We start from the raw sequence: 23442 nt of genomic DNA on the forward strand, positions 1-23442 counted from the left end.
CGAGGTACGGTGCCGCGTGCGAACGACGCGATCGGCAGGGGCTCCACGGACCGCCGGCGTCGTGTTCACCGCCGCGGTCATCGTGTACTTCGCAGCCGTCGTGCACCGTACGGCCCTCGGGGTGGCGGGCGTCGACGCCATCGACCGGTTCGGCCTGTCCGCCACCATGCTGGCGCTCTTCTCAGTGGTCCAGCTCACCGCGTACGCGGGCATGCAGATCCCCGCGGGGCAGCTGCTCGACCGGTTCGGTGCCCGGTCGGTGCTCGTCGCCGGCTCGCTGGTGATGGCCGCAGGACAGCTGCTGCTGGCACTCTCCGACCAGGTCGGGTGGGCGCTCGTGGCCCGCGTGCTCATCGGCGCCGGCGACGCCCCGATCTTCATCGGCGCGTGCCGGCTGGTCGCCGAGTGGTTCCCGCCGCGCCGCATCCCGGTGATGGTGCAGACCACGGGCCTGATCGGGCAGGCGGGCCAGCTGGCGTCGGCGATCCCGGTGGCCTGGCTGCTGCACTCCCAGGGCTGGACGGTCGCGTTCGCGACGCTGGCCGGGCTCGGGGTCGTGGCGGCGTCCGTCGCGTTCGTCGGCATCCGCTCCGCCGCCTCGTCCGCGTCGCACGCACCCGAGCGCTTCCTGTCCGCCGTCCGCTCGGCGGCACGCCCGCACGGCACGCGGCTGGGCTTCTGGAGCCACTTCCTGTGCCCGTTCTCCGCCAACGTGGTGGCGCTGCTGTGGGGCGTGCCGTTCTTCGTCACCGCCCAGAACCGCACGCCCGGCGAGGCCAGCCTCCTGCTCATCGTCCTCACCCTGTCCGCCATGATCACCGGACCGCTGGCGGGGCAGTTCACGGCCCGGCACCCGCTGCGCCGCAGCTGGGCGGTGCTCGCGACCGCCGGCGCGACGCTGGTGGCCTGGTCGGTCCTGCTGGCATTCGATACCCCGCGGCCGCTGTGGCAGCTGCTGCTGTTCGTCGTCGTCCTCGGCGCCGGCGCTCCCATCTCGCTCGTCGGCGTGGACTTCGCGCGGACCTCGACGCCTCAGGAACGCCTCGGCGCCGCGACGGGGTTCGTGAACATGGGCGGGTTCACCTCGACGATCCTCGGCGTGCTCGCCGTCGGGCTGGTGCTCCAGCTGGTCTCGCCGCCCGGCGCTTCGATTTACACCCTCGATGCCTACCGAGTCGCGTTCGCCGTGTTGCTCCTGCCGTGGCTCGTCGGCCTCGTGGGAGTGCTGCACCACCGCCGACGCACCCGCACCGAGCTGGCCGCCGAGGGAGTGCACCTGCGGCCCGTCCGCGACGTGCTCCGGTGGCGCCGGCCTTCGGTCGTTCGCCCGCGCGTTCGGTAGGCTCTGCGGCGTTCCCCGTGGATCGCGCGCCTGTAGCTCAGGGGATAGAGCACCGCTCTCCTAAAGCGGGTGTCGGCAGTTCGAATCTGCCCAGGCGCACAAGTGTTCATGCAGGTCAGCGCATTCTTGGGTGCGGCTGGTGTGGTCGGTGCGACCGCAATGTCCGGTTCGTGGTCAGCACGTGGTCAGCAGTTGCTGGTGAGGTCAGTACGCCTAGGTCGCGAAGATCCGAGCGACCGCCGGCCAGATGCCCGGCTCGTCCCCGTCGCCGCGTCGGTCGACCTGACCAGCGACAGTCCGATGCGCCGGGTTTGCTGTGAGGTCCGGGCTCGGTGGCACACTCGGGACTCGCTTGCGACTCTTCGATGCAGCTTCCGTGCAACGGCCAACGGCGTCGGCCCGATCGACGCCGAGCCACGGCGGTAGGTCGCCGGCTGCGTCCAGGTCGTTCAACGCCGTCTTGGGGTCGTTCAGCCGCCTCCACACGATCCAACCTCTGAGCCACCTAAGCGCGGCGCGGTCCTGTGCCCCGGAGATCCAGGCGCCAAGCCCGAGATCGAGCGAGTGGACTGCGCTCCGCGGCTGACCCTGGAGCAGCGCTGACACCGCGTACAGGAGCCAGGTGTCCGGCAACCACGCGCCGCCCCCCGAACCAATCCAGCCCTTGGTCCAGTAGTACACGCCGTGCCAGTCATCATTCTCGAACGCGGCAAGCGCCTCGCGCCGGCAGCGGTTGCCGACCTCGCTCACGTCATAGTTCGAAGTGTTCGGGTCCACGGCCACGGAGCGAGTCTCCCTGAGTTTGCCGGCCAAGTGGTCTCTACGACCGTGGTGCGCCGACGAATTCTGGACTCCGCCGTGGTGCTGCCTCGGCTCGTGGCACAGCGATATCTACCTGGGTCCCTATGACGCCGCGCTGCTTGTGCCGGGTTCCAGGCACATCGGCGTCGAAGACTGCGTGCCCCACCTCAAGAAAGTCCGTCTGAGAGAGGGCGCCGGTCCGGCACGATGTCCTTATGAAGGAGCCGCCACCCGGACTGCCACCGGCGAACTCGCGTAAGTGGCACTCGCGACAGAAGTGGGACTCGCTCGGCTACTTGCGTGTGAGGTCCTTGGGCAACCCCGATTGGACGCGCGATACTCGGTGGTTGCTCGGAGTGTTGACGCATCAGCGAAACAAGGCACCCGATAGTGAGCGCGTGCTCTATGACCGGGTCATGGATGCGACAAGGCGCTACCCGAGAACGGCCGCCGGTGCGACCGACGCAGACCGGGCTTGGGACGAGGTGCTGACCGTAATCGACGACCTGCTACTCGTGCGACAGGCACGACACCTCGAGGCGGTACGGGCAGCCCAGGCGGAACAAGCGAGCTCGTAGCGCCGACGTGCGCCGGACAACCCCGGGTGGCGGATGCCGAGCTCGTTCAAGGCGGGACGCCGCACCCGACGTCACCGCCTCAGCTGGCCGGCGGAGGCTCGGGGAAGATGGGCATCCGTTCCATTGCCACCCACGGCGCCTCTGAGAAGAGGTGGCCATAGAGGTCCATCGTCATGGTTGCCGTCGCGTGTCCGAGGATCATCTGGACCGCCTTCACATCGGCGCCGGCCGCGATCAGCAGCGAGGCGGCGGTGTGACGGAGGTCGTGGATCGTCGTGCCGGCCAGGCCGACCGACTGCGTCGTCTCGGTCCAGCGGGAGCGGACTCGGAAGTTGGTGTTGGTCCAGATGCCTCCCGTCGGGCTTGGGAACAGGTACGAGCCCGACGGGGCGCTGTCGATCCGTTCCCGGACGTAGCTTTCGAGCGTCGGCGGGACCGGCACGGTGCGCGTCTGGTGGGTCTTCGTCGGGCCGAAGATGGCGCCGCTGGTCTTCTTCGACTGCGGGGCTGCGCGGTGGATCCGGACGCCAAGGCCGTGCGGTGTCTGGACGACGTCGTCGACCCGCAGCGCGCACATCTCCGAGAACCGGCAGCCGGCCAGGCCGAGGAAGAGCACGACCGGCCGGCAGTTCGGTGGCATGGCGTCGGCGAGCTTGCCCAGCTGCTCCGCACGTAGCCAGTGCGGCTCCCGTTTGGTCGTGCCCTTGGGGAGCGGGATCGAGCGGGCGACGTTGACGGAGATCCGCCGGTCGCGGACGGCGTAGTCGAGCACCAGCCGGATGACGGACAGGACCCGCCGCCGGGTGGCCGTCGCCAGCCCGCGAACCGTCATCGCTGTCAGCACCCGCTCGACGTCCGTCGCCGAGATCACGGCGATCGGGAAGCGCCCGAGCAGCGGGATGACGTAAGAGTCGAGCAGGAACTGCGTCGTCTCCTGGCTCCGGACGGCGAGGTGCTGTCGTGAGCCCTGCCATTCCTCGGCGAGCATCCCGAAGGACACTCGGCCGCGGCTCGGGTCGATCCAGGTGCCGCTCTGGAGCTTGACCAGCTGGTCGGCCTCCCAGCGCCTGGCGTCGGTCTTGCGCTGGAACGACTTCTCGGCGATGACCCGGTGCTCGAAGAAGACCTTCGCGCGCCAGGTCACCGTGCCCGAGGGAAGCGTCCGCCGGGTGACGGACATCAGCGTCGGCGCGGCTGCGCGGGCTCCCGATCGACCCACGAGGCCGGGATGAGGATGACGGTCCCGAGCCGGCGGCAGGGGATCTGCTCGGTCTCGGCCAGGTGGTAGAGCGTCCGCACCGGCACCCCGAGGACGGCGGCGGCGTCCTTAACGCGGTAGTACTGCCGAGCAGCAGTGACGGCGGTCTGCGTGGTTGTCGACATGGTCGTTCTCCTTCGGTGGGTTGGGGTGGTCACCACCGCTCCAGTACCGGTCCATCGGGGACCGGGCTGGGCGAGGGCGTCAAGGGGCGCGGCGTCATCTGTGGACGCAGCGGCGAGATGGCGGGCTGTGGACGGGTCGCCTGGAGCGGCGGTTGCGGGTCGTCGGGGTGGTGGGTGGCCCAGGTCTCGGTGGCGGAGGTCTCGGCGTGGGTGGTGGCGAGGATGCGATCGAGGAGCTCGCGGGCGCTCTCGGGCTCACCTCCCGGCAGGCAGTCCGGGTCGAGGCGGTCAGTGGCCACGTAGAGCCGGTTCAGGTGGCGGCCGCGGCTGACGGCGACGTAGAGGTCTTCGCGGCCCATGCCGGCGGTGATGACGGTGTGGGTCTCGTCGACGGTCATGCCTTGGCTGCGGGCGGTGGTGGTGGCGTAGCCGAGCTCGACGGACTCGGCCACGTAGACAGGCGGCAGTCGCAGGGTGCCGCGGGCTGGATCTCCGATGGGCTGGACGCGCAGGCCTCCGTCGGGCAGGACGTCGGTGATCTGCCAGAGGTCGCCGTTGCGGACGAACCCGTCGGCGGTGCGCAGGCGCCGGTTGTTGCGCCGGGTGACGATGCGGTCGCCGATCCCACCGGTCAGTCCGTCGCTCAAGGTGATGCCGGTGGTGCGAACGGTGCCGGTGCGGATGCGTTCGGCGCGGGTGCGGGCGTTGAGCTCGTTGACGGTGCGCCGGTCGGCGGCCGCGAGCAGGACGATCCGACCCTGCGACTCGGCATCGGTCGCCGTCGAGAGTGCGTCGTCGAGCATGTCGTCGTGGGTGCCGTGGCTGACCCGGCGGTGCTGGATGTAGGCGTCCAGGGCGGCGGGGTCGCCGTGGCGCAGGTCAAGTGTGGCGCGGGCTTCCCACGGGTGGCTGAACCGCCACAGGGTGCGCAGCTCGGCGGTGGGGCCGCGGCGGGCGAGCATCCCGAAAGCCCCGCCGGCCTCGACGGCTCCGCGTTGCAGGTGGTCGCCGACGAGCAGCACCTTCGCGTCGGCGGCGCTCGCCTGCTCGAGGAGGGCGGCCAGGGTGCGGGTGTCGGCCATCGAAGCCTCATCGACGATCACGAGCTGCCCGCGGCGGAATCGCCACTGGTCCTGCTCAGCGGCGAGGCGGTGACGCCGATCGTTCGCATCCCGACGATCGATGAGGCTCGAGTCGGGGTCGCCAAGAACGGCCATCTCCGCCTGGTAGCGCAGCGACCGTTGCGCAGCACCGTCGCCCGCGGACTCGTAGATCCACTTGGCTGTCGTCTCGCACCGGGAGTCGAGAGCGGCGGACAGGGTCGCCGCCGCACTGGCCGAGGGCGCCAGCCCGACGACGTCGCCGCGCGTCAACCTCCAGGTATCGGCCAAGGCCTCCAGGGTCGTCGTCTTGCCCGAGCCGGCCGGGCCGACCAGGACGTCGAGGCTTCGTCGGGACAGGAGTACCGACTTGGTCGCGTCGCGTTGATCGTCGGCGAGGCCGCACAGCTCGCGATCGGCGATGCGATCGGCGAGAGGGTGGATCCCGATCGGGAGGTCCGTCTCGGCGGCGTCGAGCAGCGTCCGCTCGGCCTGCAGAAGCTCCGTCGACGTGAACATCTCCTCGCCCACGCGCCGCCGCTCTGGGTCTGCCTGGTCGTCGATCCGCACGCATGCGCCGCCGGCTTGGATCACCAGCGCGTTCGTCAGCTCAAGGCGGTCCTCGGGGGAAGCCATGCGGAGCGCGAGCGAGGACCGCAGCGCGGCGGCGCCCAGGTTCCAGGTCGACCACACCGACCGACGCGTCGAGACGTCGTCGATAACCTGCGCGACGATCGCCGACCGGACCTCCGGACCGACATCGGTCACCCGTAATGGGCGCCCGTAGGTCCCCGACAGCGCCCGAGCGGCCAGGTCGACGGGCTCGAGCCCGGTCAGTGCGCGTGCGCGGTTGGCCCAATCGGCGATCAGGTCCCGCAACGGGCGGACGACCTTCGGCGGCCGGGTCTCGCGGGTCAGGTGCTGCCGTGCCCGGGTCGTCTCCGTGCGAGACGGCGCCCGCCCGCGGCGCTCCGTGAAGTCCTCCGCCCAACGCTGCTCGGCACAGTGGATCTGCTCCGAGCGGGCGGAGAACTCGGCCAACAGATCCTCGCCGGCGCCGTCGAGCTCGAACGCGAGGTTCCGGCGCTCCCCACGGTCGCGCAATGACCATGACGCGCCGATCCGCCGGGAGACCTCATCGGCGAGCAGGGCGTCGTAGAGCTCGGAGACGGTCACCACGGCGGCGTGCAGGGTGCGGCCGTCCACGGAGCGCCACGCGCCGTCGGGGCCCTGAACCTTGTTCGCGACGACGACGTGCGTGTGCAGGTTCGGGTCACCGGCGCGGGAGTCCCAGTGGTCGAACGCGGCCGCGATCATGCCGCGCGTCCTGACCTGCCGGCACCCGGCCGCGCCGACCCGGGTCCGGATCACCGAGTGCTCCACGAACTGCAACGCCGACATCAGCGCCGCCCGGTGCGCCTCGTAGAGGGTCGCACGCGTCGACTCGTCGGCCAGACCCCAAACGACGGAGACCGACTTGGGTGCGGTGAACGTCAGGTCGTAGCCGGCTACCGCGTGACGACCCTCGCCGGGGTCGCTGCTCCGGTGCGGCTTGCCGAGCGGCGTGTGACCGATCGGGTCGCACCCGTCGCGAAAGACCCGGGTCATCGCCAGCTCGGTGACGGCGCTTCCGACGGGAAAACGACCCTCACCGAGCGACCCGAGGCCGTTGCCAAGCCAGCGACCCGCGGGGTTGCCGGTCTGCTCGTAGTACGCGATGAGCGAGTCGCCGGCCGGTAGACCGGCATCGCCGGCGGCAACGTGCCGGGTCAGGTACGCGTAGCCGTCGCCGACCGTCAGCTTGTGCATTGACATCACCAACGCGCCACCTCCTCCCTGCGGCCCGAGCAGCGGTTGCTCCCAGTGATAGGTGCGCCGAGAAGTGCGTAAGACGCGAGGTCGGCCTTCTCGGGCAGCCGGAGGCGCAGCGTCACGAACTCGAGTCGCGGCCCACTCCTGCAAGCAGGTATGCGGAACTGCGCGCAAGACGCGACATGGCCCGCTGGATCGCGAGCAGTACCGCCGGACGAGAGGGTCGGCCGCTCAGATCTGACGAGGAACCTCGCGGGTTGCCCGCCCGCCCCGCGGCGTCGAGTGCGATCCTTCACCCGTGAGTGGCAACTCGTGGGTCGCAGGCGCCTTCCCCGCTGCACTCCGAGCCGAGGCCACGGTCGTTGCGAAGCTCTTGCCCCGGTCGGATCTGTCGCCGAGTGGCAGATTCACCGTCGACGTCGAGGGCGAGCGCCTGACGATCCCGTACCGCATCTACAACGGAGTGACACGGGCGACGGCGCAACTGACAGTGCCGTCCGACGTCTACTGGGGCGGCATTGTGGACGCATGGGAGGCGGAGGGGGCGCTGGTCGCATCGATGGCCGCCGCCGCTCACACTCGCAGCCACGACGGATGGGCTAGGCAACGGGCTCTGCGCAGGCTCTTGGCCGGGCCGGTGCTGGCGCCGTGGATGATTCCGTTCATCGTCCAACTAGTTGGCGAGTACGTCGTGCAGATCGTCGATGACATCGCGGAGGCGCTGCCCGACGTCGGCGTTCCGGGGTCAGTCCATCAGGCCGCGTTCGGCCGATACCTCGGCGAAAACCCAGAGGTTCTCCGCCTCACACGCGCACGAGTCGCCAGCTACTGGGACTGCTACTACCGCAGGGCCTACCCCGCGATCGAGGACTACCCGGGCCAGCGCCTGGTCGCTGCCTTCTCCCGCGCGGCGTCCGCGTCGTCGCTCGACCTGACTCCGGCGTTACGCCAAACCGGGCCCAGCAGCCGCGCAACGCACATCGCTGACGGCGAGCCGGCTGGCTGACGGCTGGCCGTCGAGACCACGTCACGCGAGACCTGACAGCGAACGATCACACGCCCGACTCTTCTTGCACGGCGTGCCGGGGGCCTGCCGGTGACGGGGCGCGTGGCACGAGACGACGCGCGGACCGCGATCGGTGACCGAGTTTGAGTCGGAGCACTCCGCCGCTGCAGCGGAGTCGTTTGTGCGAGGGATGGAGATCCCGAACCGCCGGCGAGCGACCGTTCTGCTCTCAAGCGTGGAGAGGCTTCGCGGGCCCCGGGGTCTGCGTCCCGCGACCTGCCTCCGCCCCGCATCGGGCCCCGCCGCGCCTTGACAATAGCCAGCGAACTCTCAGGTTCACTCTCTATGGTGGGGGCGTGAGCGGACAGCCGAGGCCATCGCCCGTGAGCGCCACCGGTCCAGACGAGATCATCGCGACCTTCGATCACCCGCCAGTGGCAGAGGTCGTCGCTGCTGTGCGCGTGGCCGAGCTTTCCGACCAGACGTTCATGGCTGTCGGAGAATTATGGAAGAGCAAGTTCTCAGAGTTTCCTAAGTTCGAATTGCAGCCGCCTTATGACGTCCCTGTGGAAGCGTTCGAGGCAGGGGTCCCTCGTGCGCCGTTCTCGGACCTCCGCCTATTTACCCAGCCGCCACTGTCGAGGGTCTGGTTCACCGACGCGTCTGGTCAAGAACTAATCCAGGTCCAGCATGATTGGTTCGCCGTGAACTGGCGGAAAGTTGAGCCGGATAACGAGTATGGCAATTGGCCCGCCCGTCGCGCTGCGTTCGAGGGCGCATATGGCAAGTTCGCGGAATGGGCCGAGGGGAATGGTGACTCGATCACTCCGACGCAATGCGAGGTGACATACATAAATCACGTACTCCCCATTGCTGGCGTCTGGAGCACGCATGCCGACTCGCCTGGCCTGTTCCGTGGCCGGCCCGGCGATTACGACACGCCGCATCCACTAGAGGAGATTCGCTGGCAGGCGCGATATCTCCTCAACGGTGAAGACGGGAGCCCTCGGGGTCGCCTCCATGTTTCCGCGCAGCCTGTTTTCCGTGCAAGTGACGCCACGCCAATGATGATCCTCGAGTTAACGGCTCGAGTGGTACCGTCAGGACCGGGGCTGGAGAGCGCCCTTGAAGCGCTCGACGCCGGGCGGGCGGCGATTGTCAGGACGTTCCTTTCGACTACATCTGACGAAGCTCAGAAGGCTTGGGGATTGAAGTGATGAGCACCGTTGCCCTGACCAAAGCAGAGTGGTTCGCCCCGGCAGGCCCAGCGGGCCTGCCCACCTCTGCGACGATGTCCGCGGCGGGTGTGGTCGACTCCAACTTTCGTCCGTTCAATCGACACAGGCCGGACTGGTTCCTGGACGCGGTTCGAGCTGCTTTCGGCAACTCGCGCGTTCGCGAGCCGCGGGCGACTCAAAACGCCGCCCATTCACTGCTCAGTTTTCTTTCCGACACCTTCTGGACTGGAGCGCCGCAGCCAACCGTCAGTCCCACCGAGGAAGGCGGGATTTCGGCGGAATTCCGCTCGCCGACAGTCGAGGTTCACGTCGAATCAGACGCGCGCGGAGCGTTGAGTGTATATGTGGTCCACATCGGTTTCATGGAATGGGAAGGTCCTCTCAACTCTGTGCCAGACGGCATTGAAAAGTGGGCTTGGCGCCTGACGCACACCATCTAGAGCCGCTAGCCGCAATGGTGGTGGATCCGTCCGAAGGTCTTCGTGACCTCGTAGACGCGGGCCTTGACCCGGACGAGGTGTTGTTCCGCATCGTCCAGCCGGGCTTTGTCAATTTCGCCGTCGAGCCACCCGAGGCCCAGAGCAACGGGTTTCAAGACCAGAGGCTGGATGTTGCCAATGGGTTCGGCCTAAACGGTCCGTGCGCTTCCGTCGCGATTAAGTCGATCTGGGTCGCGGAGGGCGCGGACGTCGATCAGCTCCTCGCCGGATTTCCAGCCAACTCGGGTATCGCCCAGTTCACGGTTGGGGCGGTCCGGGATCTTCTTACGCTTGCCGGCGAACCCTGCCCGCAGAGCGTGATGCCGGATCCCCGCGACGGAAGCCCGTGGCACGCAGTCATGTGGGACGAGAAGCGAGCCGGTCATACCAAGGCAGTCAAGCGCGCTCGCGCCCAGGTTGCCGAGTGGTTCAGGGAGCCCACCGCCCACTAAGGGGCTGCGTCGGTCCAGAATCCCCACGGCTCTGCTGCCTCGCTTCTGTTCGGGCACATATTGGCCTCGCCTGAGTGCCCGGAGGACGCACTGGCGGGTGGGTCCGGCACGGGCGTGGCAGGGAGACCGCCGACCGGCGCGGATGATTGGGCCCCGGCGTGGTCAGCAAATGGTCAGCAGTCTGCCCAGAACCTTGTCAGTTGGGGAACTATTTGCATGTATTTCCGCAGGTCAGCGCTCTGCAGACTCCTTGAGCTCGAACTCCTAAAGCGGGTGTCGGCAGTTCGAATCTGCCCAGGCGCATAGTGTGTTGCAGGTCAGGGCTTGGTGGCTGCAGTTGGCAGGGCTTGTAGGGGCCTCGTGGTCAGCATGAGGACAGAAGGCTCCTGCGGGGCATGCGATTCGGCGGTTTCAGCGTGATCGGTCTGATGAGATAACGACATGGAGATTGAGCGCGAGCATCAGCGCTGGCTTGATCACGAGCTTGAGCACGGCTACATCCGCGTGAGGCTGCGGTTGCTGACCACGGCGGAGGGTGGGCGGCGTACGTCGATCTACTCGGGCTATCGCGCCCACTGGGGATTTCCGCCGGAGGTCCACCGCGAGTCGCATGATGCACCGCTCGTCCTCGAAGACGCCCTTGAGCTTGAGCTCGGCCAGTCGGCGACTGCTCGCATCCATCCGATGTGGCCCCAGGGTTGGCCTGAGGTCACACCCGGGCTGAGGCTCGGCATGTTCGAAGGATCTCGGCTGGTTGGCACCGCAGAAGTCCTGAGCCAGATTGGCCCGGAGATCGCCGCGCGCCCCCCGGCCGTGGGCAAGGGCAAGAAGGTGACGCCCAGTTCGCCGAAGTCGGAGTGGGTCGGTCGCCTTCCTGCCGGACCGCCGATCCGGGACGAGTTGGCTCGTCTCGTCGATTCCGACGGGGGCCGGGACTCGGCCGAGAACGACTACTTCGAAGCGGCGAACGACCCGCAGTTTGTTGCGCTCGAGACGGCCAAAAGGCGGTTTCGGGCCCAACTTCGTCGACGGCTCCGGCATCTTCGGGCCACGGCGCGTGGTAAGCCACGGCAGTAGCCGAATCCTCTTCACACTGTCCATTGGCCCGAGCTTGGCCGGCGCGACTCAGCGGTGACGATTGCGGTTGGTGTCGTCAGCGACGAACGCAGCGCGTCTGCGCCGAGGTTGGGACTCCGGGGCCGGCGACCCACGAACTTCGGGGCCGACGCCACGCCGCGCGGTGCGCGTCGTAGAGAGCGGTTCGCGTGCGGTCGTCGGCCAGCCCCCAGAGGATCGAGACCGACTTCGGCTACCGACGGAAGTACCCGTGTGAGATAGCCGCCGGGTGGTACGTCGAGCGGCGGCTGAGCGGCCGGATACGCCTGATCAGGCCGCCTCGGCCACAAGACCTCAACCGTCTCGGCCGCCGCTTGAAATGCTTCGGCATCCACGGTGAAACTCGACTCGTCCACGCCGACGCCGGGCCGGCGATGACGAGCACCGGGTCTCCGGGCGGCGGAGCTGGGGTCAACCACAGTGCGCTCGACCACTCGCCGCCACCACCGCCCCAGTGGGTGAGCACCGGCTGGTCTGATGCCGGCCAGTTGTTCCGGATGTGGCGCCCGGCTACGGCGGCGGTACGTCCCTCGGCGATTTCCACTCCGGCGAAGAGTTCCGCATCGACTGCCGGGTGCACGCGATCGCCGAGGTCGGGATCGAGACGACAGCGGACCGCCAGCTCGATCTGGAGTCCGGCGGTGTAGCGAGTGAGGCCGACGAGAAGGATCGACACATCTGCGGACCGCCCGACGCCGCCCCTCGCGCCGACAGCGGAGGGGGCTCGGTTGTCCGGCGGTCCGAACCGGGATCTCGCCTGCGCGACGTCGTTCGCGTCGCCGGAGACAGCCAGGGTCGAATGCATGTGGCCGACCCTCGTCCGCATCCCGTAGGTGGTCAACGCTTTTCGTCCTGGAGCTGTCTGCCCTTGCGAGACGAACTGCGTGGGCCGCCACTCTCTCCAGCGGCTCCTCGGCGACGGGCAACGCGCTAGCGAAGGATCACGGCCTCGACTCCTCGTGCACCTCGTGCTTTCGTCGGCCGTGTGCTCGGCCCCCTGCGGCCACGGATCGCGTCGGGGCGCGTTATGTGGGGGGCGCAAGGGGGCCGAGCCGAGCAGCAGATCGCAACGCGTGCGGGTCCAGTCGTGGCGCGCCAACGCACGCCGTAGCGTTCGACGACGTCGAGGTACTCGAGCAGGGCGCAGTTCCTGGTCGCCATGTTCTTTGAGGGCCTCGATGACATCACCCCGGCACACGGCTCACCGGCGAGCCGGCACCCCGACCGGACGTGTGAAGAGCCACAACTGGGACGCTGTCTCGTCGAGCGTGCCCGAAGGAGACCTCATGACAGAACTCCCCCGCCTGGAGCGAGCAAGCGCCCACACGAGGCTGATCGTGGACGGCTCACCGTTCCTCTGCCTCGGCGGCGAGCTCCGCAACTCCAGCGCGTCTGATCCCGTGCACATGGCACCCATCTGGCGCGCGCTCGGGAGGTCCGGAGTGAACTCGATCATCGCTCCCGTGGGGTGGGACCAGGTGGAGCCGTCCGAGGGTGAGTTCGACTTCAGCGTGGTGGACGAGCTGCTCGCGGGTGCACGCTCGGCGGGTGTCCGCCTCGTCCTCATCTGGTTCGGTGCCTACAAGAACGCCCTGTCCACCTATGCACCGACGTGGGTTCGCCAGGACTCCGCCCGGTTCGAGCGAGCCGACCGGGGACCGTCCCCCGTGAGGGCTCCCTTCACGTACGAGGGATCGATGCCTCGCCCCACCCTGTCGGTGTTCTCCGGGCCTCTGCGAGAAGCGGACGAGGCAGCCTATGGAGCGCTGATGGAGCACCTCGCTCGGGTGGACGGAGATCACACCGTCGTCATGATGCAGGTGGAGAACGAGGTCGGGCTCTTGGGATCGAGCCGCGACAGTTCCGCCGCCGCGCAGCTCGCCTGGCAGTCGCCCGTTCCTGAGGCACTCGTCGAGGCCGTGGCGAACGAGCCCGCCGCCTTCCACGACGACGTCGTCGATCTGTTCGGTCGGTCGCGCCCGGGCGGGGCATCCTGGCAGGAGCGATTCGGCGACGACGATCCACTGGCCGATGAGGTCTTCATGGCGTGGGGGTTCGCCAGCTATGTCGGTGCCCTGGCGGCGAAGGGCAAGCAGATCAAGGCGCTACCTGTGTATGCGAACGCCTGGCTCGGCCCCCAACCGGGTCAGGACATGCCGGGCCAGTATCCCAGCGGTGGTCCGACGGCACGGATGAGCGGGGTGTGGCGCGTCGCCGGACCGGCTCTCGATTTCGTCGCACCCGACATCTACGTCTCCGACAGCGAGTCGGTCATGCGCGGCTACACGTCGGGGATCAACCCGCTCTTCATCCCCGAGGCGCGTGTTCTGACCGGTGACGCCTTCCGCGCGTTCGGTGCTTTCCACGCCATGGGGTACCACGTCTTCGGCATCGACGACGTTCGGGAAGAAAGCCAGCTGTACGACGCGTTCCGGAAGCTTCTCGCGCTCGCCCCGCAGATCCTCGACGCCCAGCGGGACGATCGCGTGATGGGATTCGCGCTGGATCCGGGGACGGATGCGGCCACCGCCCGGCTCGGGTCGACGACCGTCACCGTGCGAAGCGCGCCGAAGCTCCTCGCCGACATGCTGCTCGATGCGGGTGTCCGGCTGCCGGAGCCGGCCCCGCATCCCGACGAGACTCTGCCGAGCGCCCACGCGCCCTCCCCGGGAGACTCGCGACCGTTCGGAATCATCGTGGAAACCGGAGATCTCGAATACATCGCACTGGGACGGCAGGCGATGATCGACTTCAGCCGGGAGGGTTCTTTGCTCGAGATCGACAGCCTGCGGGAGCTTCGCCTTCACGACGGCGCCTGGGTCGAGGGCCGCATCCTCAACGGAGACGAACGGCTGATGATCCTCGGCGCACACGGGGTGTCGGCCGTGAGGATCACGCTGATCGAGCGGTAAGTGGGCTTCGGCACGACGTGGTGAACGCTCCTGGAGCCGACACTGGCCGGTCGCTCCTGATCCTTGGGACCGCGACGACATCACCCCGGCACTCGGGTCCACGTCACGAGCCGTCGCGCGGCACCCTCACGGGCGCAGGGCGTAGATGGTTCCGCTTGCCACGATGACGTCCGTCCACGTCGTGCCCGGAGCGAGGACCTCTGGTGCGACGTTCCCGCTGATCGTCCCGACCCATAGGGAGCTGTCCGAGCGCAGCCCCACCCAGTACGGCCACGAGATCACGACCTTGTTCCAGCTGACCGGGCTCGTGATCTTCCTGGGCAGCCAGGCGTTCGGGAGGTCGCCACCGTTGTGGACCGAGGACCAGAGCCAGAGCTCCCCGGTCGTGGTGAGCGCCGAGTAGAAGTAGTCGTCGGAGTCGACGCTCGCCCAGTTGGTGGCAGTGCCGATCTGCTCCGGGCCGCCGAAGTCGGCGCCGGATACCGAGCTCAGGCGCTGGCCCCACTGCCACAGGGTTCCGTCCTCCCGGACGCCGACCCCCGTGTTCCAGCCGGCAGTGACGGACTTCCACAGGCTCGTGCCCACTCTCACGGGGACGGAGCCGCTCTCCCTGCTCGGGTCACCCAGGACGCCGGAGTAGCCGTTGCTTCCCCACGACCAGAGTGCGCCTTCGGCGGTGAGTCCGTACGTGTAGCCCGATCCGCCCTCGATGTCCTGCCAGGTGCTGCCCTGCGGTGCAGGGACGGCCGTGGGGGTCCAGACGTCGCGGTCGGCGCTGGGGCCACCGTTGCCCAGCTGACCGCTCCCGTTGTCTCCCCAGCCGTGCAGGCCGCCGGGCTCGAACATCGCGAACGAGTTGTTGGGCGCGGCGAAGATCGATGACACGGCGTGCTTCGTCCCGGTCCCGGGAACCCACGTCGGCGTCTGCGTCGTCTCGGTCGCGCCGGTGCCCAGCAGGAACCCGGTACCCCAGGTCCACAGGGAGCCGTCCGACCGACGAGCCAGCGCGTGCTGCGATCGTGCGTCGACCGAGGTCCACCACGACTCGGTGCCGACCTGGACCGGGCCGCTGCGCTGCGCGACGGTGTCACCCCAGGTCTCGAACCAGAAGTCCCACCGGAAGACCCGGTTGCCGGCGGTGGTGGGGTTCGTGGCGACGACGGTCGCCGGCGACGGTGCCGGTAGCCCAGCCCCGGGCTTCGACGCCGCGGTCACGGTGTGCGTCCCTACCGTGAACGGACCGCACACCGCCGCGCACGCGGTTCCGTCGAGCGCAGCGGTCATCGATCCGGTCACGTCGAACGGGTTCCCGTACGCGTCCGAGGCGGAGACCGTCACGGACGTCGAGGCCCCGGCCGGGATGGCACCCCCGCCGGGAGAGGTCAGACCGGTCACCTGGAGGTGCGTGGCGGTGGCCGGGCCGTGCTCGACCAGGAGGGAGGTCGAGCTGGTGAACCCTGCCCAGGCCGCCGTGACGGTGTGGTTGCCGACGGCGGGCGCCGAGCAGGCGCTCGCCGCGCACGTGCCGCCCGTGATCGTGAACGTCGTCTGCGCCGTGACGTCCATGAGGCTGACCCCGTCGAAGACCCCGGTCGCGGTGAACGGGACGGGCGCCCCCGCCGTGGTCACCGCGCCGCCGGAGATCCGAACCTCCGAGGGCTTCGGCTGCGCCTTCGCGATGACGAGGGCCCAGTACTCGTCGCTGGCGACGATGCCGCCGATGATCTCCTCGTCGTGCGTGCCACGCTGCAGCAGGCCGACCCACGTCCCCTGCCCGGTGGGGTCGAGGCCACGACCCAGCAGGTCCCGGTAGTACCCGTCGACGACCGCCGACAGATGCTCGGTCGACAGCAGGATCCCCAGAGCGGTCGACGCCCGCGTCACGCCGTTGTGGCCCAACCGGGCGGCCCACCACTGTGCCTCGGAGTCCGCCGCCGACCGGCCGAGCACGTCCCGGTACATCGACCGCACCCACCGGACCGGGTCGTTCCCGTTGGCCGCGTAGTACTCCTCCGAGGAGATGAACCCCGAGTCGATCTGCGCGATCGTGGCACCGCGCGCCATCTGATCCACCCAGAACCGCAACCCCGCCGGTTCCGGCCCACGCCCCAGGTAGGACACATAGGCCTGGGCGACCAGCCCGGAACGGAACTCCACGCTGTGCGTGATCGCGTTGGCCACCGCCTGGCGCGGGGCACCGTTGCGCAGCTGTGCCGTCCACATCGCCAAGCCTTCCGGGTCCGGGTCCCGGTGGAAGAGCGAGTGGTAGACGCCGGTCACGTAGTCCCGCAGCGCGAAGTCGTCCGCGGCCGCCGCCGGCTCGGTCGCGACCGAGCCGAGACCGAGCACACACGCCACAGCACCCAACGACGCGACGGCACGCACCCAGGCGCGCCGCGAGACCTGGCGGATCGACACAACTGCCCCCTGCGACGTCGGTGCGCTGAAGATAGCGCTCGCTACCGGCGATCACGCAGCCCCGAAAGGGTGACGGCGCCGCGGTCCTGAACCTTGTCCGTCGTGCAACGCTCGGCAGTCGGCCGGACATGTGGGCAGCATCGGGTCTCGTCGTCGTCGGAAAGGGCCTCATGACCTCGCCGGAGGAGCGCTTCGCAGCGCTGTTCGACGCCACGCACCGCGCACTGCTCGCCTACGCCGTCCGACGCGTCGCGGACCCGGCCGACGCAGCCGACGTCGTCGCCGAGACCTATCTCGTCGCCTGGAGACGGCTCGAGGACGTCCCGCCCGACGACCAGGCGCGGCCGTGGCTGTTCGGAGTCGCGCGCCGGGTGCTGGCGAACTACTACCGAGGCGAGCGCCGGCGGCACGCTCTCGCCGACAGGCTCCGCGACAGCCTCACCGCCATCGCGCCTCCGCCCGTCGACCTCAGCGACGTGACCGCCGCGCTGGATCGGCTCGGTGACGATGACCGCGAGCTGCTGCGCCTCGTCGCGTGGGAAGACCTGGCGCGCGACGAGATCGCGGTCGCCCTCGGCGTCTCGCGCGCCACGGTCCGGGTCCGACTGCACCGAGCCCGCCAGCGGCTCCTCCGTGAGATGAGCGCCCTCGCGGACGAGCAACGAGTGGCGCCATCCGGACACGTAGGGGATGGATGGGCACCCGCCCGTCCCGAGGTGGAGGAGGTCCGATGACACACGACGACGTGATCGCGCAGCTGCGCAGCGCCGACCCGGTCGCCGGGCTGGACCTGTCGCACCTCGACCCAGGCGCCGTCCGCGCCCTGCGTCAAGGAATCACGATGACCGAACGAGACTCCTCCTCCACCGCGCGTCGGCGCCGCCTCGGCCGTCGCGGCACGCTCATCGCGGGCCTGAGCATCGCGCTCGTCGGCGGCGGCTCCGCCTACGCCGTGCACCAGCAGTGGTTCGGCGGCCTCGTGGACGGCCCGAACTGTCAGAGCGTCTGGAACGAGACCGCGGCCGGCGTCGCGATGGTCTCCGGACCGGACCTCACCGGCGACCCCGTCGCCGACTGCGACATCTACCGTGGCCAGGCGGGCCTTCCACCCCTCACGGATCCCGTCGCGTTCGAGTACGGCGACGTGGTCTTCGTGACCCCACGCGACCAGGTTCCCGAGGGTGCCGAGCCGCTCGAGGTGTCCCCGACCGCCGGCGCCGAGCGGGAGCTGCGGGCCTCCATGAGGGACTGGGTCGACGGCGGCTCGTCCCACTGCTTCTCGACGTCCGAGGCGGAGGAGTTCGCGCACGCCGAGCTCGACCGTCTGGACCTGACCGGGTGGACTGTCGTCACCGACGACGTCCCCGACGCCGACGAGCTCCCTCCCGGCATGGAGTGCGCCGCGCTCGACATGCTCGACCCCGCCAGCCACACCATCGATGTGCTGCCCCTCCGCGCCGAGGACTGGGAAGTCACCGCCGGTCCGATCACGTCCGGCATCCGCACCGCGCTTCGCGTGGGCATTGCTCAGACGTGCGTGAGCCTGGGGGATGCCCTCGCGGTCGCGGAGGCTGCCCTCGGCACCGAGCACCACTGGCCGACGACCGGCGTCCCCGACGAGGGCGTGGACTGCGCCCGGGTCGACATGGAGGTCGGAGGCAGCATGCAGATCACGATCCACGGACCAGCCATCGCGCGCCCCTGACGGCTCGCCGGCGCGGATCGGTCGCTGCTACGCGAGGAAGTCGCCCCAGCGGACGGACTCCTCGACGAGCAGGAGGACCCGCCCGTCCTCGCTGCGGTACTCAGCGATGCTGCCGTAGGCCTTCTTCGTCCGTCGGATCTGCGGACGGCCCTCGGCGACCATGCGCGCCACCTCGGCCTCGTCGAACCAGGTGAGCCCGCAGTAGCCGTTGCAGCCGCAGGGGTCCCAGGCGACCTGCGCGCCCGCGGCTGCGGCGTCGAAGGCGGCAGCGGACGAGATGTCGTGCGCGGCGACGGTGTAGGCGCGTCCGCCCGGGGCGACCACCGTGCCGTCGGCGTGCACGCCGGGCTTGTCTGCCCCGGGGTCAGGGGTCGCCGGCGTCGCCTTGACCGCGTCCACGATCTCGCTGAACGAGGGCTGACGGCGCCGCGTGACCATGCCGCCAGTATCCCCGGGCGGTCGCGGCGAGGCTGCTCCGTTGTCGAGCATGGGCGGGTCGATGGGCCTGTGCGATGAACTCGGGACACCGCCGCGGAGACTGGTGTGTTGGCCACCGTTGCCGGGCAGGCGTACCGGAATGAGCTGATGTCCGAGGCGTCGAGGCCGACCAAGTCGGAGGTTCCGTCGTGCGGACCCGACAACCGCGACCGTCGAAAAGGTCTGGCCCCGGACTCAGGCGTCGGCTCGCACGGCTCAGCTGAACGGGGTCTAGGCTCCGCTTTGTGGATCCCGCGCTGGCAGGCCTGATCGGTGTGATTGTCGGTGCCGCCGTTACTGGGGGAACCAGTTTCTACTTGGCGCGAAGAAATGAGCGCTCCGAGCTCCGAGCAGCGATGCGGCTGATCTGCACCGACCTGTACAAGGTTTCCGCTGTGACTCTGGAGGTGCGCACCACGGGCGAATGGGGACCCGAACGAGGTCCACTGCCCACCAGGGCATTCGACGTCTATGACGCAGCCCTGGCCCGAGCCCTCCCGCCCAAATTGTGGAAGCGGGTGGAGGGCTCGGTTCTCGGCGTTCTGCGGCTTGATGCGATTCGCGCGTCCCTGCTCGAGGAGGATCGTGATGCGACCGCCAAGGAGAAGGCGGACGCCGTCCGGATCTGCGGATTCATCGAGATGACTCTCGCGCAGCTCGACGGCGAAGCCTGGGCGATCGACCGGTCGGATCGTGCAGAGCAGGCGTCGGTCGGATCCGAGACATGAGTCCGCTCAGGCTCGGTGAGCTGCATGACCTGCTTACCAGCGACATCCGAGTTCATCTCGATCGGGAGCAGGTGCTGGCACTCGATCCGGAGGTCACGCTCTCGGCCGGGCAGGCAGGCCGGCTGGCCGCGTCCGTCGTCCCTCCGTGGTTCTTCGATGGCCGAGAATGCGTCGACTTCGATGTGCCTGGCAGCGTGAGCCACACATTTGAGTGGGTAGCGAGGCACTCCAGCATCGACGCTTCTGTCGACCGCGTTCCCCCCGGGCCGCTGGCAGTGCCGTGCTATCGGATTGACGAGCGCATTCTTTGCCTGGACGGGAACCATCGGCTCCTCGCTCTGGTGCGACGACGACCGCAAGCAGTCGTCGTCACGCTGACCATTGAGGGACCGACCGACCCGAGACTGCTTCCCGACCTCGTCCACTTCGCCGCCGCCTAGGGACTACCTCGCCTGCGCACCGCGCCCCGTAGAAACGCTCGACCAAGTCTGCCCGAGCCGGAATCGAAAGCCTGCGGCACCGAACACACGCGTCACCGTCTGCCCGTGCGAGGTACTCGGCGGTAGGCTCCCAAATGCTCCGGCGATCACGCCGGACCATGACCGTGCCGCGCGGTGTTCACGAGGAAGCCCGGCGGCGTGTCACCGTCGGCGTCGGTGCCGGACCGCGTGCCCCGCACGCGGGGATGCTGCGCGGTGACCGATCCGAGCGCCCCGGCCCGAGCCTGTGGCCCGGCGCTCGTTGCACGACGCTCGGCGCCGCAGTCGCGGTGCGCGATGCTGGCGAAGGAGGAGACGTGGCTCGACCAGGCCAACGCGGGTCCGGTCGCGCGCGCACGGATCCCGGCGCTCAGCGCCGCCGCGCCCCGCGTCCCACCGAGCAGGGCATGATCCCGGTGCTCGCCGAGGTTGCCCGCGAGGTCGACCGCGCGGTGCAGCGACCGCCGACGCGCCCGGTGGTGCGCACGAAGTTCCAGGTGGTGGCGCTGCTGGTGCGCGAGGAGCGCGCCAAGGTCAGGGCCGACGCCGACCTGACGGCGTCGCGGCGCGTCGAGCAGCTGAAGCGGCTGGACGGGGTGGCGACGATGCTGGCCAAGATCGCCGCCCGGGACACCTCGCTGCTCGCGCTGCTGGCCGAGGATGCCAAGGTCTCCGACGCGGCGCACGCCTACAAGGCCACCCTCATGCGCGAGGGAGGGTTGGAGCCCCCGGAGGCTCCCGCGCCCGTCGCGCCTGCCGCGCCCGCGCCCGGCGTCGAGAACCGCGTGGTCCCGCGGTCGGTCATCTCGCGCCAGCTGTCGAACCCCTTCCTCGCCCCGGACTTCGAGGCGGCGGCTGCCCGGACCGCTCCGCGGACCCACCGACTGGCCGGCTGGGAGCTGCTCGAACCGCTCTTCCGGTCCTTCGAGGTCGCCGCAACCGGCGCACCCGCCTGCATGGAGCTGCCCGAGCCTCGCCCGGTGTCCGTCCCCGCGGGCCGGGCGCTGATGCCCCACCAGGCCCAGGTCGTCACCGCTGCGGCCGGCGGCCATCGCACGTTCCTGCTCGCCGACGAGCCGGGCCTCGGCAAGACCGCGCAGGCGCTGCTCGCGGCCCAGGCCGCCGACGCCTACCCGCTGCTGGTCGTCGTGCCCAACGTCGTGAAGACCAACTGGGCGCACGAGGTCGGGATGTGGACGCCGTTCCGCCGGTCCACCGTGGTCCATGGCGACGGCGACCGGATGGACGGGTTCGCGGACGTCGTGATCGTCAACTACGAGCTGCTGGACCGGCATGCCGGTTGGCTCGGCGACCACGGGTTCCGCGGGATGGTCGTCGACGAGGCGCACTTCATCAAGAACAAGACCTCCCAGCGCTCGAAGCACGTCCTCGCGATCGCCGACCGGATCCGTGCCCGCACTGCGCGGCCGCTGATGATGGCTCTCACCGGCACGCCGCTGATCAACGACATCGAGGACTTCCGGGCCATCTGGCAGTTCCTCGGCTGGATCGACGACGCCAAGCCGCTCGGCGCGCTGGTGACCGCCCTCGAGGAGTCCGGGCTCACCCCGGCCGACCGCGGGTTCTCCGCCGCAGCGCGGGCCAGCGTCATCGACATGGGCATCGTGCGTCGTCGCAAGATCGACGTGGTCGCCGACATCCCCGCCCGCCGGGTGGCGGACCTGCCGGTCGAGCTCGACGGAGCGGTCGGCCGCTCGATCCGCGCCGCCGAGGCCGCCCTGGCGACCCGGTTGGTCGAGCGCTACCGGGCTGCCGTGGAGTGGCACACCAGCGGCGGGGCCGTGGTGGAGGGCATCGACGACCAGCTCGTCCGCCGCGTTGCCGCCGCCGAGCTCAAGGAGTCGAGCTCGCAGACCGGTGGCGAGAACGTGTTCACGATGGTCCGTCGGATCGGTCAGGCGAAGGCCGGGCTGGCCGCCGACTACGCCGCGCAGCTGGTCCGCAACGTCGGCAAGGTGGTGTTCTTCGCGAAGCACGTCGACGTGATGGACCAGGCCGAGCAGACCTTCGCCGACCGCGGGATCAAGTACGCGTCGATCCGCGGCGACCAGACGACTCGGATGCGCAACAAGAACATCGCCGCGTTCACCGACGACCCCGAGGTGCAGATCGTCGTGTGCTCCCTGATGGCCGCCGGCGTCGGGCTGAACCTCCAGGTGGCGTCCAACCTGGTGCTGGCCGAGCTGTCCTGGACCGCCGCCGAGCAGACCCAGGCCATCGACCGGATCCACCGCATCGGCCAGGACGAACCCGTCACGGCGTGGCGGATCATCGCCGCGCAGACTATCGACGCCAAGATCGCCGAGCTGATCGACAGCAAGGCGGGGCTCGCCGCTCGGGCTCTGGACGGCGCGCTCGACGAGGACGGCGCCTCCACGGACGTGCAGCTCGAGGCGCTGGTGGGCCTGCTCACCGACGCGCTCGTCGCCGACGGCGTGGGCTGAGAGGCGAGAGTCCGACCGTGGGCTGACTGACGGTCCGGCTGTCGGGGGACGCGCCGGCCCACGTCGCGCGGTGACGCTGGTGCGGTGACCGATCAGCGCGCTCCCGCCCTCCGCCGTGCGGCCACGGTGACGTTCGTCGTGTACCTGGTGGTGCTCGCCGGTGCCGCGTTCCTGCCCTTGCCGTCCATGCAGCTCGAGCGCGGCACCGGCCCGTCCTACGACCTCGCGCTGCGGCGGCCCGACCTGCTCGGCGGGTGGGAGGTGCAGCGGAACGTCCTCATGACGATCCCGTTCGGCGTCCTGCTGCCGCTGGTCGTGCGGTGGCGCTACGAGGCGCTCGTGCTCGCGTGCGTCGGCGTGACGCTCCTGATCGAGACCGTGCAGCTTCTGGTGTCCGCGGCGGTCGGGTGGTCGTGGCGCGCGTTCGACGTGAACGACCTGCTGCTCAACACGGTCGGAGGTCTGCTCGGGCTCGCACTCGCGGCCCTCGTGCTGGCGGTCGTGCGCCGCCCGGCTGTTCCGCCCGCGCGACGGCTGGTGCCCGCCGCCATGGCTGCGGCGCTGGTCGGGTGGGCGGTCGTCGCGACGCTGACCCCGCCTCCCACGCGCCCGGTCGTGTACGCGTGCGACGAGCCGCCGGCCGGGACGATCACCGTGCTGCCGGGCGGCGCCAGCGCGTACGCCGGCCGCGACGGGTCGGTGTGCCTGCGGGCCGACGACGGCACGGCATCGCTGCCGTACGACGCCGGACCGGGACCCGCGTTCACCTACGACCGGCCCGACGGGACGTGGGAGGTCGGCACTGCGCAGCCGGGTGACGTGCTGACGGCGGGCGTCGGCGGTCCGGTCGTGGACCTGCATGCGGTTGACGGGTCCGACGTCCTGGTCTGGGCCGCGCGTCGGTAGCCGGAGACGATGCGGGCATGGTGCGCGGTGCCGCGTCCGTCGGCG

General features: G+C 69.6%; 20 protein-coding genes, 1 tRNA gene and 1 pseudogene. 14 read left to right on the forward strand and 8 right to left on the reverse strand.

Annotated elements, in window-relative coordinates; all coding sequences use genetic code 11:
- Nucleotides 1-16 precede the first annotated feature (16 nt).
- Together ACO06A_RS11945 and ACO06A_RS11950 are read left to right on the forward strand one after the other, a co-directional pair.
- The gene (locus ACO06A_RS11945) at nucleotides 17-1342 is read left to right on the forward strand and encodes an MFS transporter (RefSeq protein ID WP_421732431.1); all 1326 of its coding nucleotides are present in this window, start codon (nucleotides 17-19) and stop codon (nucleotides 1340-1342) included.
- A 26-nt stretch (nucleotides 1343-1368) separates the two neighbouring features.
- A tRNA-Arg gene (locus ACO06A_RS11950) sits at nucleotides 1369-1441 on the forward strand.
- 114 nt (nucleotides 1442-1555) lie between these two features.
- Here the strand turns inward: ACO06A_RS11950 and ACO06A_RS11955 are convergent.
- The 4 genes from ACO06A_RS11955 to mobF form a co-directional block, all read right to left on the reverse strand.
- The gene (locus tag ACO06A_RS11955; RefSeq protein WP_421732432.1) at nucleotides 1556-2125 is read right to left on the reverse strand and encodes a hypothetical protein; all 570 of its coding nucleotides are present in this window, start codon (nucleotides 2123-2125) and stop codon (nucleotides 1556-1558) included.
- Nucleotides 2126-2800: 675 nt separating this feature from the next.
- Nucleotides 2801-3865 carry a tyrosine-type recombinase/integrase gene (locus tag ACO06A_RS11960; RefSeq protein WP_421732434.1) on the reverse strand — a complete coding sequence of 355 codons (1065 nt, stop codon included), beginning with the start codon at nucleotides 3863-3865 and terminating at the stop codon, nucleotides 2801-2803.
- Nucleotides 3866-3900: 35 nt separating this feature from the next.
- The gene (locus ACO06A_RS11965) at nucleotides 3901-4104 is read right to left on the reverse strand and encodes a helix-turn-helix domain-containing protein (RefSeq protein ID WP_175346810.1); all 204 of its coding nucleotides are present in this window, start codon (nucleotides 4102-4104) and stop codon (nucleotides 3901-3903) included.
- A gap of 29 nt (nucleotides 4105-4133) precedes the next feature.
- Nucleotides 4134-7013 (reverse strand): MobF family relaxase, encoded by a 2880-nt coding sequence (gene mobF / locus ACO06A_RS11970; RefSeq protein WP_421732435.1) that lies wholly within the window; start codon nucleotides 7011-7013, stop codon nucleotides 4134-4136.
- A 301-nt stretch (nucleotides 7014-7314) separates the two neighbouring features.
- Between mobF and ACO06A_RS11975 the strand changes: the two genes are divergently transcribed.
- From ACO06A_RS11975 to ACO06A_RS11995, 5 genes are all read left to right on the forward strand, one after another.
- Nucleotides 7315-8022, forward strand: coding sequence for a hypothetical protein (locus ACO06A_RS11975; protein ID WP_421732437.1), 708 nt, complete (start codon nucleotides 7315-7317; stop codon nucleotides 8020-8022).
- Between the two features lie 383 nt (nucleotides 8023-8405).
- Nucleotides 8406-9239 carry a TIGR04255 family protein gene (locus ACO06A_RS11980; RefSeq protein WP_421732438.1) on the forward strand — a complete coding sequence of 278 codons (834 nt, stop codon included), beginning with the start codon at nucleotides 8406-8408 and terminating at the stop codon, nucleotides 9237-9239.
- Complete coding sequence (locus ACO06A_RS11985; protein WP_421732439.1) at nucleotides 9239-9700, forward strand: hypothetical protein; 462 nt, start codon at nucleotides 9239-9241, stop codon at nucleotides 9698-9700. Before ACO06A_RS11980 ends, ACO06A_RS11985 begins: the two co-directional genes overlap by 1 nt.
- Before the next feature lie 14 nt (nucleotides 9701-9714).
- A complete protein-coding gene (locus ACO06A_RS11990) occupies nucleotides 9715-10191 on the forward strand; it encodes a hypothetical protein (protein WP_421732441.1) in 477 nt (158 codons plus the stop codon).
- Nucleotides 10192-10632: 441 nt separating this feature from the next.
- The gene (locus ACO06A_RS11995; protein WP_421732443.1) at nucleotides 10633-11268 is read left to right on the forward strand and encodes a hypothetical protein; all 636 of its coding nucleotides are present in this window, start codon (nucleotides 10633-10635) and stop codon (nucleotides 11266-11268) included.
- 76 nt (nucleotides 11269-11344) lie between these two features.
- Here the strand turns inward: ACO06A_RS11995 and ACO06A_RS12000 are convergent.
- Nucleotides 11345-11488, reverse strand: a pseudogene (locus ACO06A_RS12000) (hypothetical protein); the annotation flags it as partial.
- Nucleotides 11489-11500: 12 nt separating this feature from the next.
- Complete coding sequence (locus ACO06A_RS12005) at nucleotides 11501-12112, reverse strand: hypothetical protein (protein ID WP_421732444.1); 612 nt, start codon at nucleotides 12110-12112, stop codon at nucleotides 11501-11503.
- 481 nt (nucleotides 12113-12593) lie between these two features.
- On the opposite strand from ACO06A_RS12005, the gene ACO06A_RS12010 reads away from it, so the two are divergent.
- Complete coding sequence (locus tag ACO06A_RS12010) at nucleotides 12594-14219, forward strand: DUF5597 domain-containing protein (RefSeq protein WP_421732445.1); 1626 nt, start codon at nucleotides 12594-12596, stop codon at nucleotides 14217-14219.
- 126 nt (nucleotides 14220-14345) lie between these two features.
- Here the strand turns inward: ACO06A_RS12010 and ACO06A_RS12015 are convergent, their stop codons facing one another.
- On the reverse strand, nucleotides 14346-16637 hold the full coding sequence (locus ACO06A_RS12015; protein ID WP_421732446.1) for a DUF4214 domain-containing protein: 2292 nt from the start codon (nucleotides 16635-16637) through the stop codon (nucleotides 14346-14348).
- A gap of 170 nt (nucleotides 16638-16807) precedes the next feature.
- Between ACO06A_RS12015 and ACO06A_RS12020 the strand changes: the two genes are divergently transcribed.
- Both ACO06A_RS12020 and ACO06A_RS12025 read left to right on the forward strand, forming a co-directional pair.
- Nucleotides 16808-17371 (forward strand): RNA polymerase sigma factor, encoded by a 564-nt coding sequence (locus ACO06A_RS12020; RefSeq protein ID WP_421732447.1) that lies wholly within the window; start codon nucleotides 16808-16810, stop codon nucleotides 17369-17371.
- Complete coding sequence (locus tag ACO06A_RS12025; RefSeq protein ID WP_421732448.1) at nucleotides 17368-18342, forward strand: hypothetical protein; 975 nt, start codon at nucleotides 17368-17370, stop codon at nucleotides 18340-18342. Before ACO06A_RS12020 ends, ACO06A_RS12025 begins: the two co-directional genes overlap by 4 nt.
- Nucleotides 18343-18369: 27 nt before the next feature.
- Here the strand turns inward: ACO06A_RS12025 and ACO06A_RS12030 are convergent, their stop codons facing one another.
- On the reverse strand, nucleotides 18370-18780 hold the full coding sequence (locus ACO06A_RS12030) for a hypothetical protein (protein ID WP_421732449.1): 411 nt from the start codon (nucleotides 18778-18780) through the stop codon (nucleotides 18370-18372).
- A gap of 284 nt (nucleotides 18781-19064) precedes the next feature.
- On the opposite strand from ACO06A_RS12030, the gene ACO06A_RS12035 reads away from it, so the two are divergent.
- The 4 genes from ACO06A_RS12035 (at nucleotide 19065) to ACO06A_RS12050 (ending at nucleotide 23397) form a co-directional block, all read left to right on the forward strand.
- The gene (locus ACO06A_RS12035; RefSeq protein ID WP_421732450.1) at nucleotides 19065-19547 is read left to right on the forward strand and encodes a hypothetical protein; all 483 of its coding nucleotides are present in this window, start codon (nucleotides 19065-19067) and stop codon (nucleotides 19545-19547) included.
- Nucleotides 19544-19987: a hypothetical protein gene (locus ACO06A_RS12040; RefSeq protein ID WP_421732451.1), complete on the forward strand. Its 444-nt coding sequence runs from the start codon at nucleotides 19544-19546 to the stop codon at nucleotides 19985-19987. The genes ACO06A_RS12035 and ACO06A_RS12040 overlap by 4 nt, the downstream gene beginning before the upstream one ends.
- Before the next feature lie 356 nt (nucleotides 19988-20343).
- The gene (locus tag ACO06A_RS12045) at nucleotides 20344-22491 is read left to right on the forward strand and encodes a DEAD/DEAH box helicase (RefSeq protein ID WP_421732452.1); all 2148 of its coding nucleotides are present in this window, start codon (nucleotides 20344-20346) and stop codon (nucleotides 22489-22491) included.
- A gap of 84 nt (nucleotides 22492-22575) precedes the next feature.
- Complete coding sequence (locus tag ACO06A_RS12050) at nucleotides 22576-23397, forward strand: VanZ family protein (RefSeq protein WP_421732453.1); 822 nt, start codon at nucleotides 22576-22578, stop codon at nucleotides 23395-23397.
- Nucleotides 23398-23442: the final 45 nt, after the last annotated feature.

The sequence above is a fragment of the Cellulomonas sp. genome, assembly GCF_965229465.1.
Classification (GTDB): domain Bacteria; phylum Actinomycetota; class Actinomycetes; order Actinomycetales; family Cellulomonadaceae; genus Cellulomonas.

Coding starts and splice junctions, on each gene's coding strand:
- ACO06A_RS11965 (WP_175346810.1), bottom strand. CDS start 4,104: ATGTCGACAACCACGCAGACCGCCGTCACTGCTGCTCGGCAGTACTAC.
- mobF (WP_421732435.1), bottom strand. CDS start 7,013: ATGCACAAGCTGACGGTCGGCGACGGCTACGCGTACCTGACCCGGCAC.
- ACO06A_RS11985 (WP_421732439.1), top strand. CDS start 9,239: ATGAGCACCGTTGCCCTGACCAAAGCAGAGTGGTTCGCCCCGGCAGGC.
- ACO06A_RS11990 (WP_421732441.1), top strand. CDS start 9,715: ATGGTGGTGGATCCGTCCGAAGGTCTTCGTGACCTCGTAGACGCGGGC.
- ACO06A_RS11995 (WP_421732443.1), top strand. CDS start 10,633: ATGGAGATTGAGCGCGAGCATCAGCGCTGGCTTGATCACGAGCTTGAG.
- ACO06A_RS12005 (WP_421732444.1), bottom strand. CDS start 12,112: ATGCATTCGACCCTGGCTGTCTCCGGCGACGCGAACGACGTCGCGCAG.
- ACO06A_RS12010 (WP_421732445.1), top strand. CDS start 12,594: ATGACAGAACTCCCCCGCCTGGAGCGAGCAAGCGCCCACACGAGGCTG.
- ACO06A_RS12020 (WP_421732447.1), top strand. CDS start 16,808: ATGACCTCGCCGGAGGAGCGCTTCGCAGCGCTGTTCGACGCCACGCAC.
- ACO06A_RS12025 (WP_421732448.1), top strand. CDS start 17,368: ATGACACACGACGACGTGATCGCGCAGCTGCGCAGCGCCGACCCGGTC.
- ACO06A_RS12030 (WP_421732449.1), bottom strand. CDS start 18,780: ATGGTCACGCGGCGCCGTCAGCCCTCGTTCAGCGAGATCGTGGACGCG.
- ACO06A_RS12040 (WP_421732451.1), top strand. CDS start 19,544: ATGAGTCCGCTCAGGCTCGGTGAGCTGCATGACCTGCTTACCAGCGAC.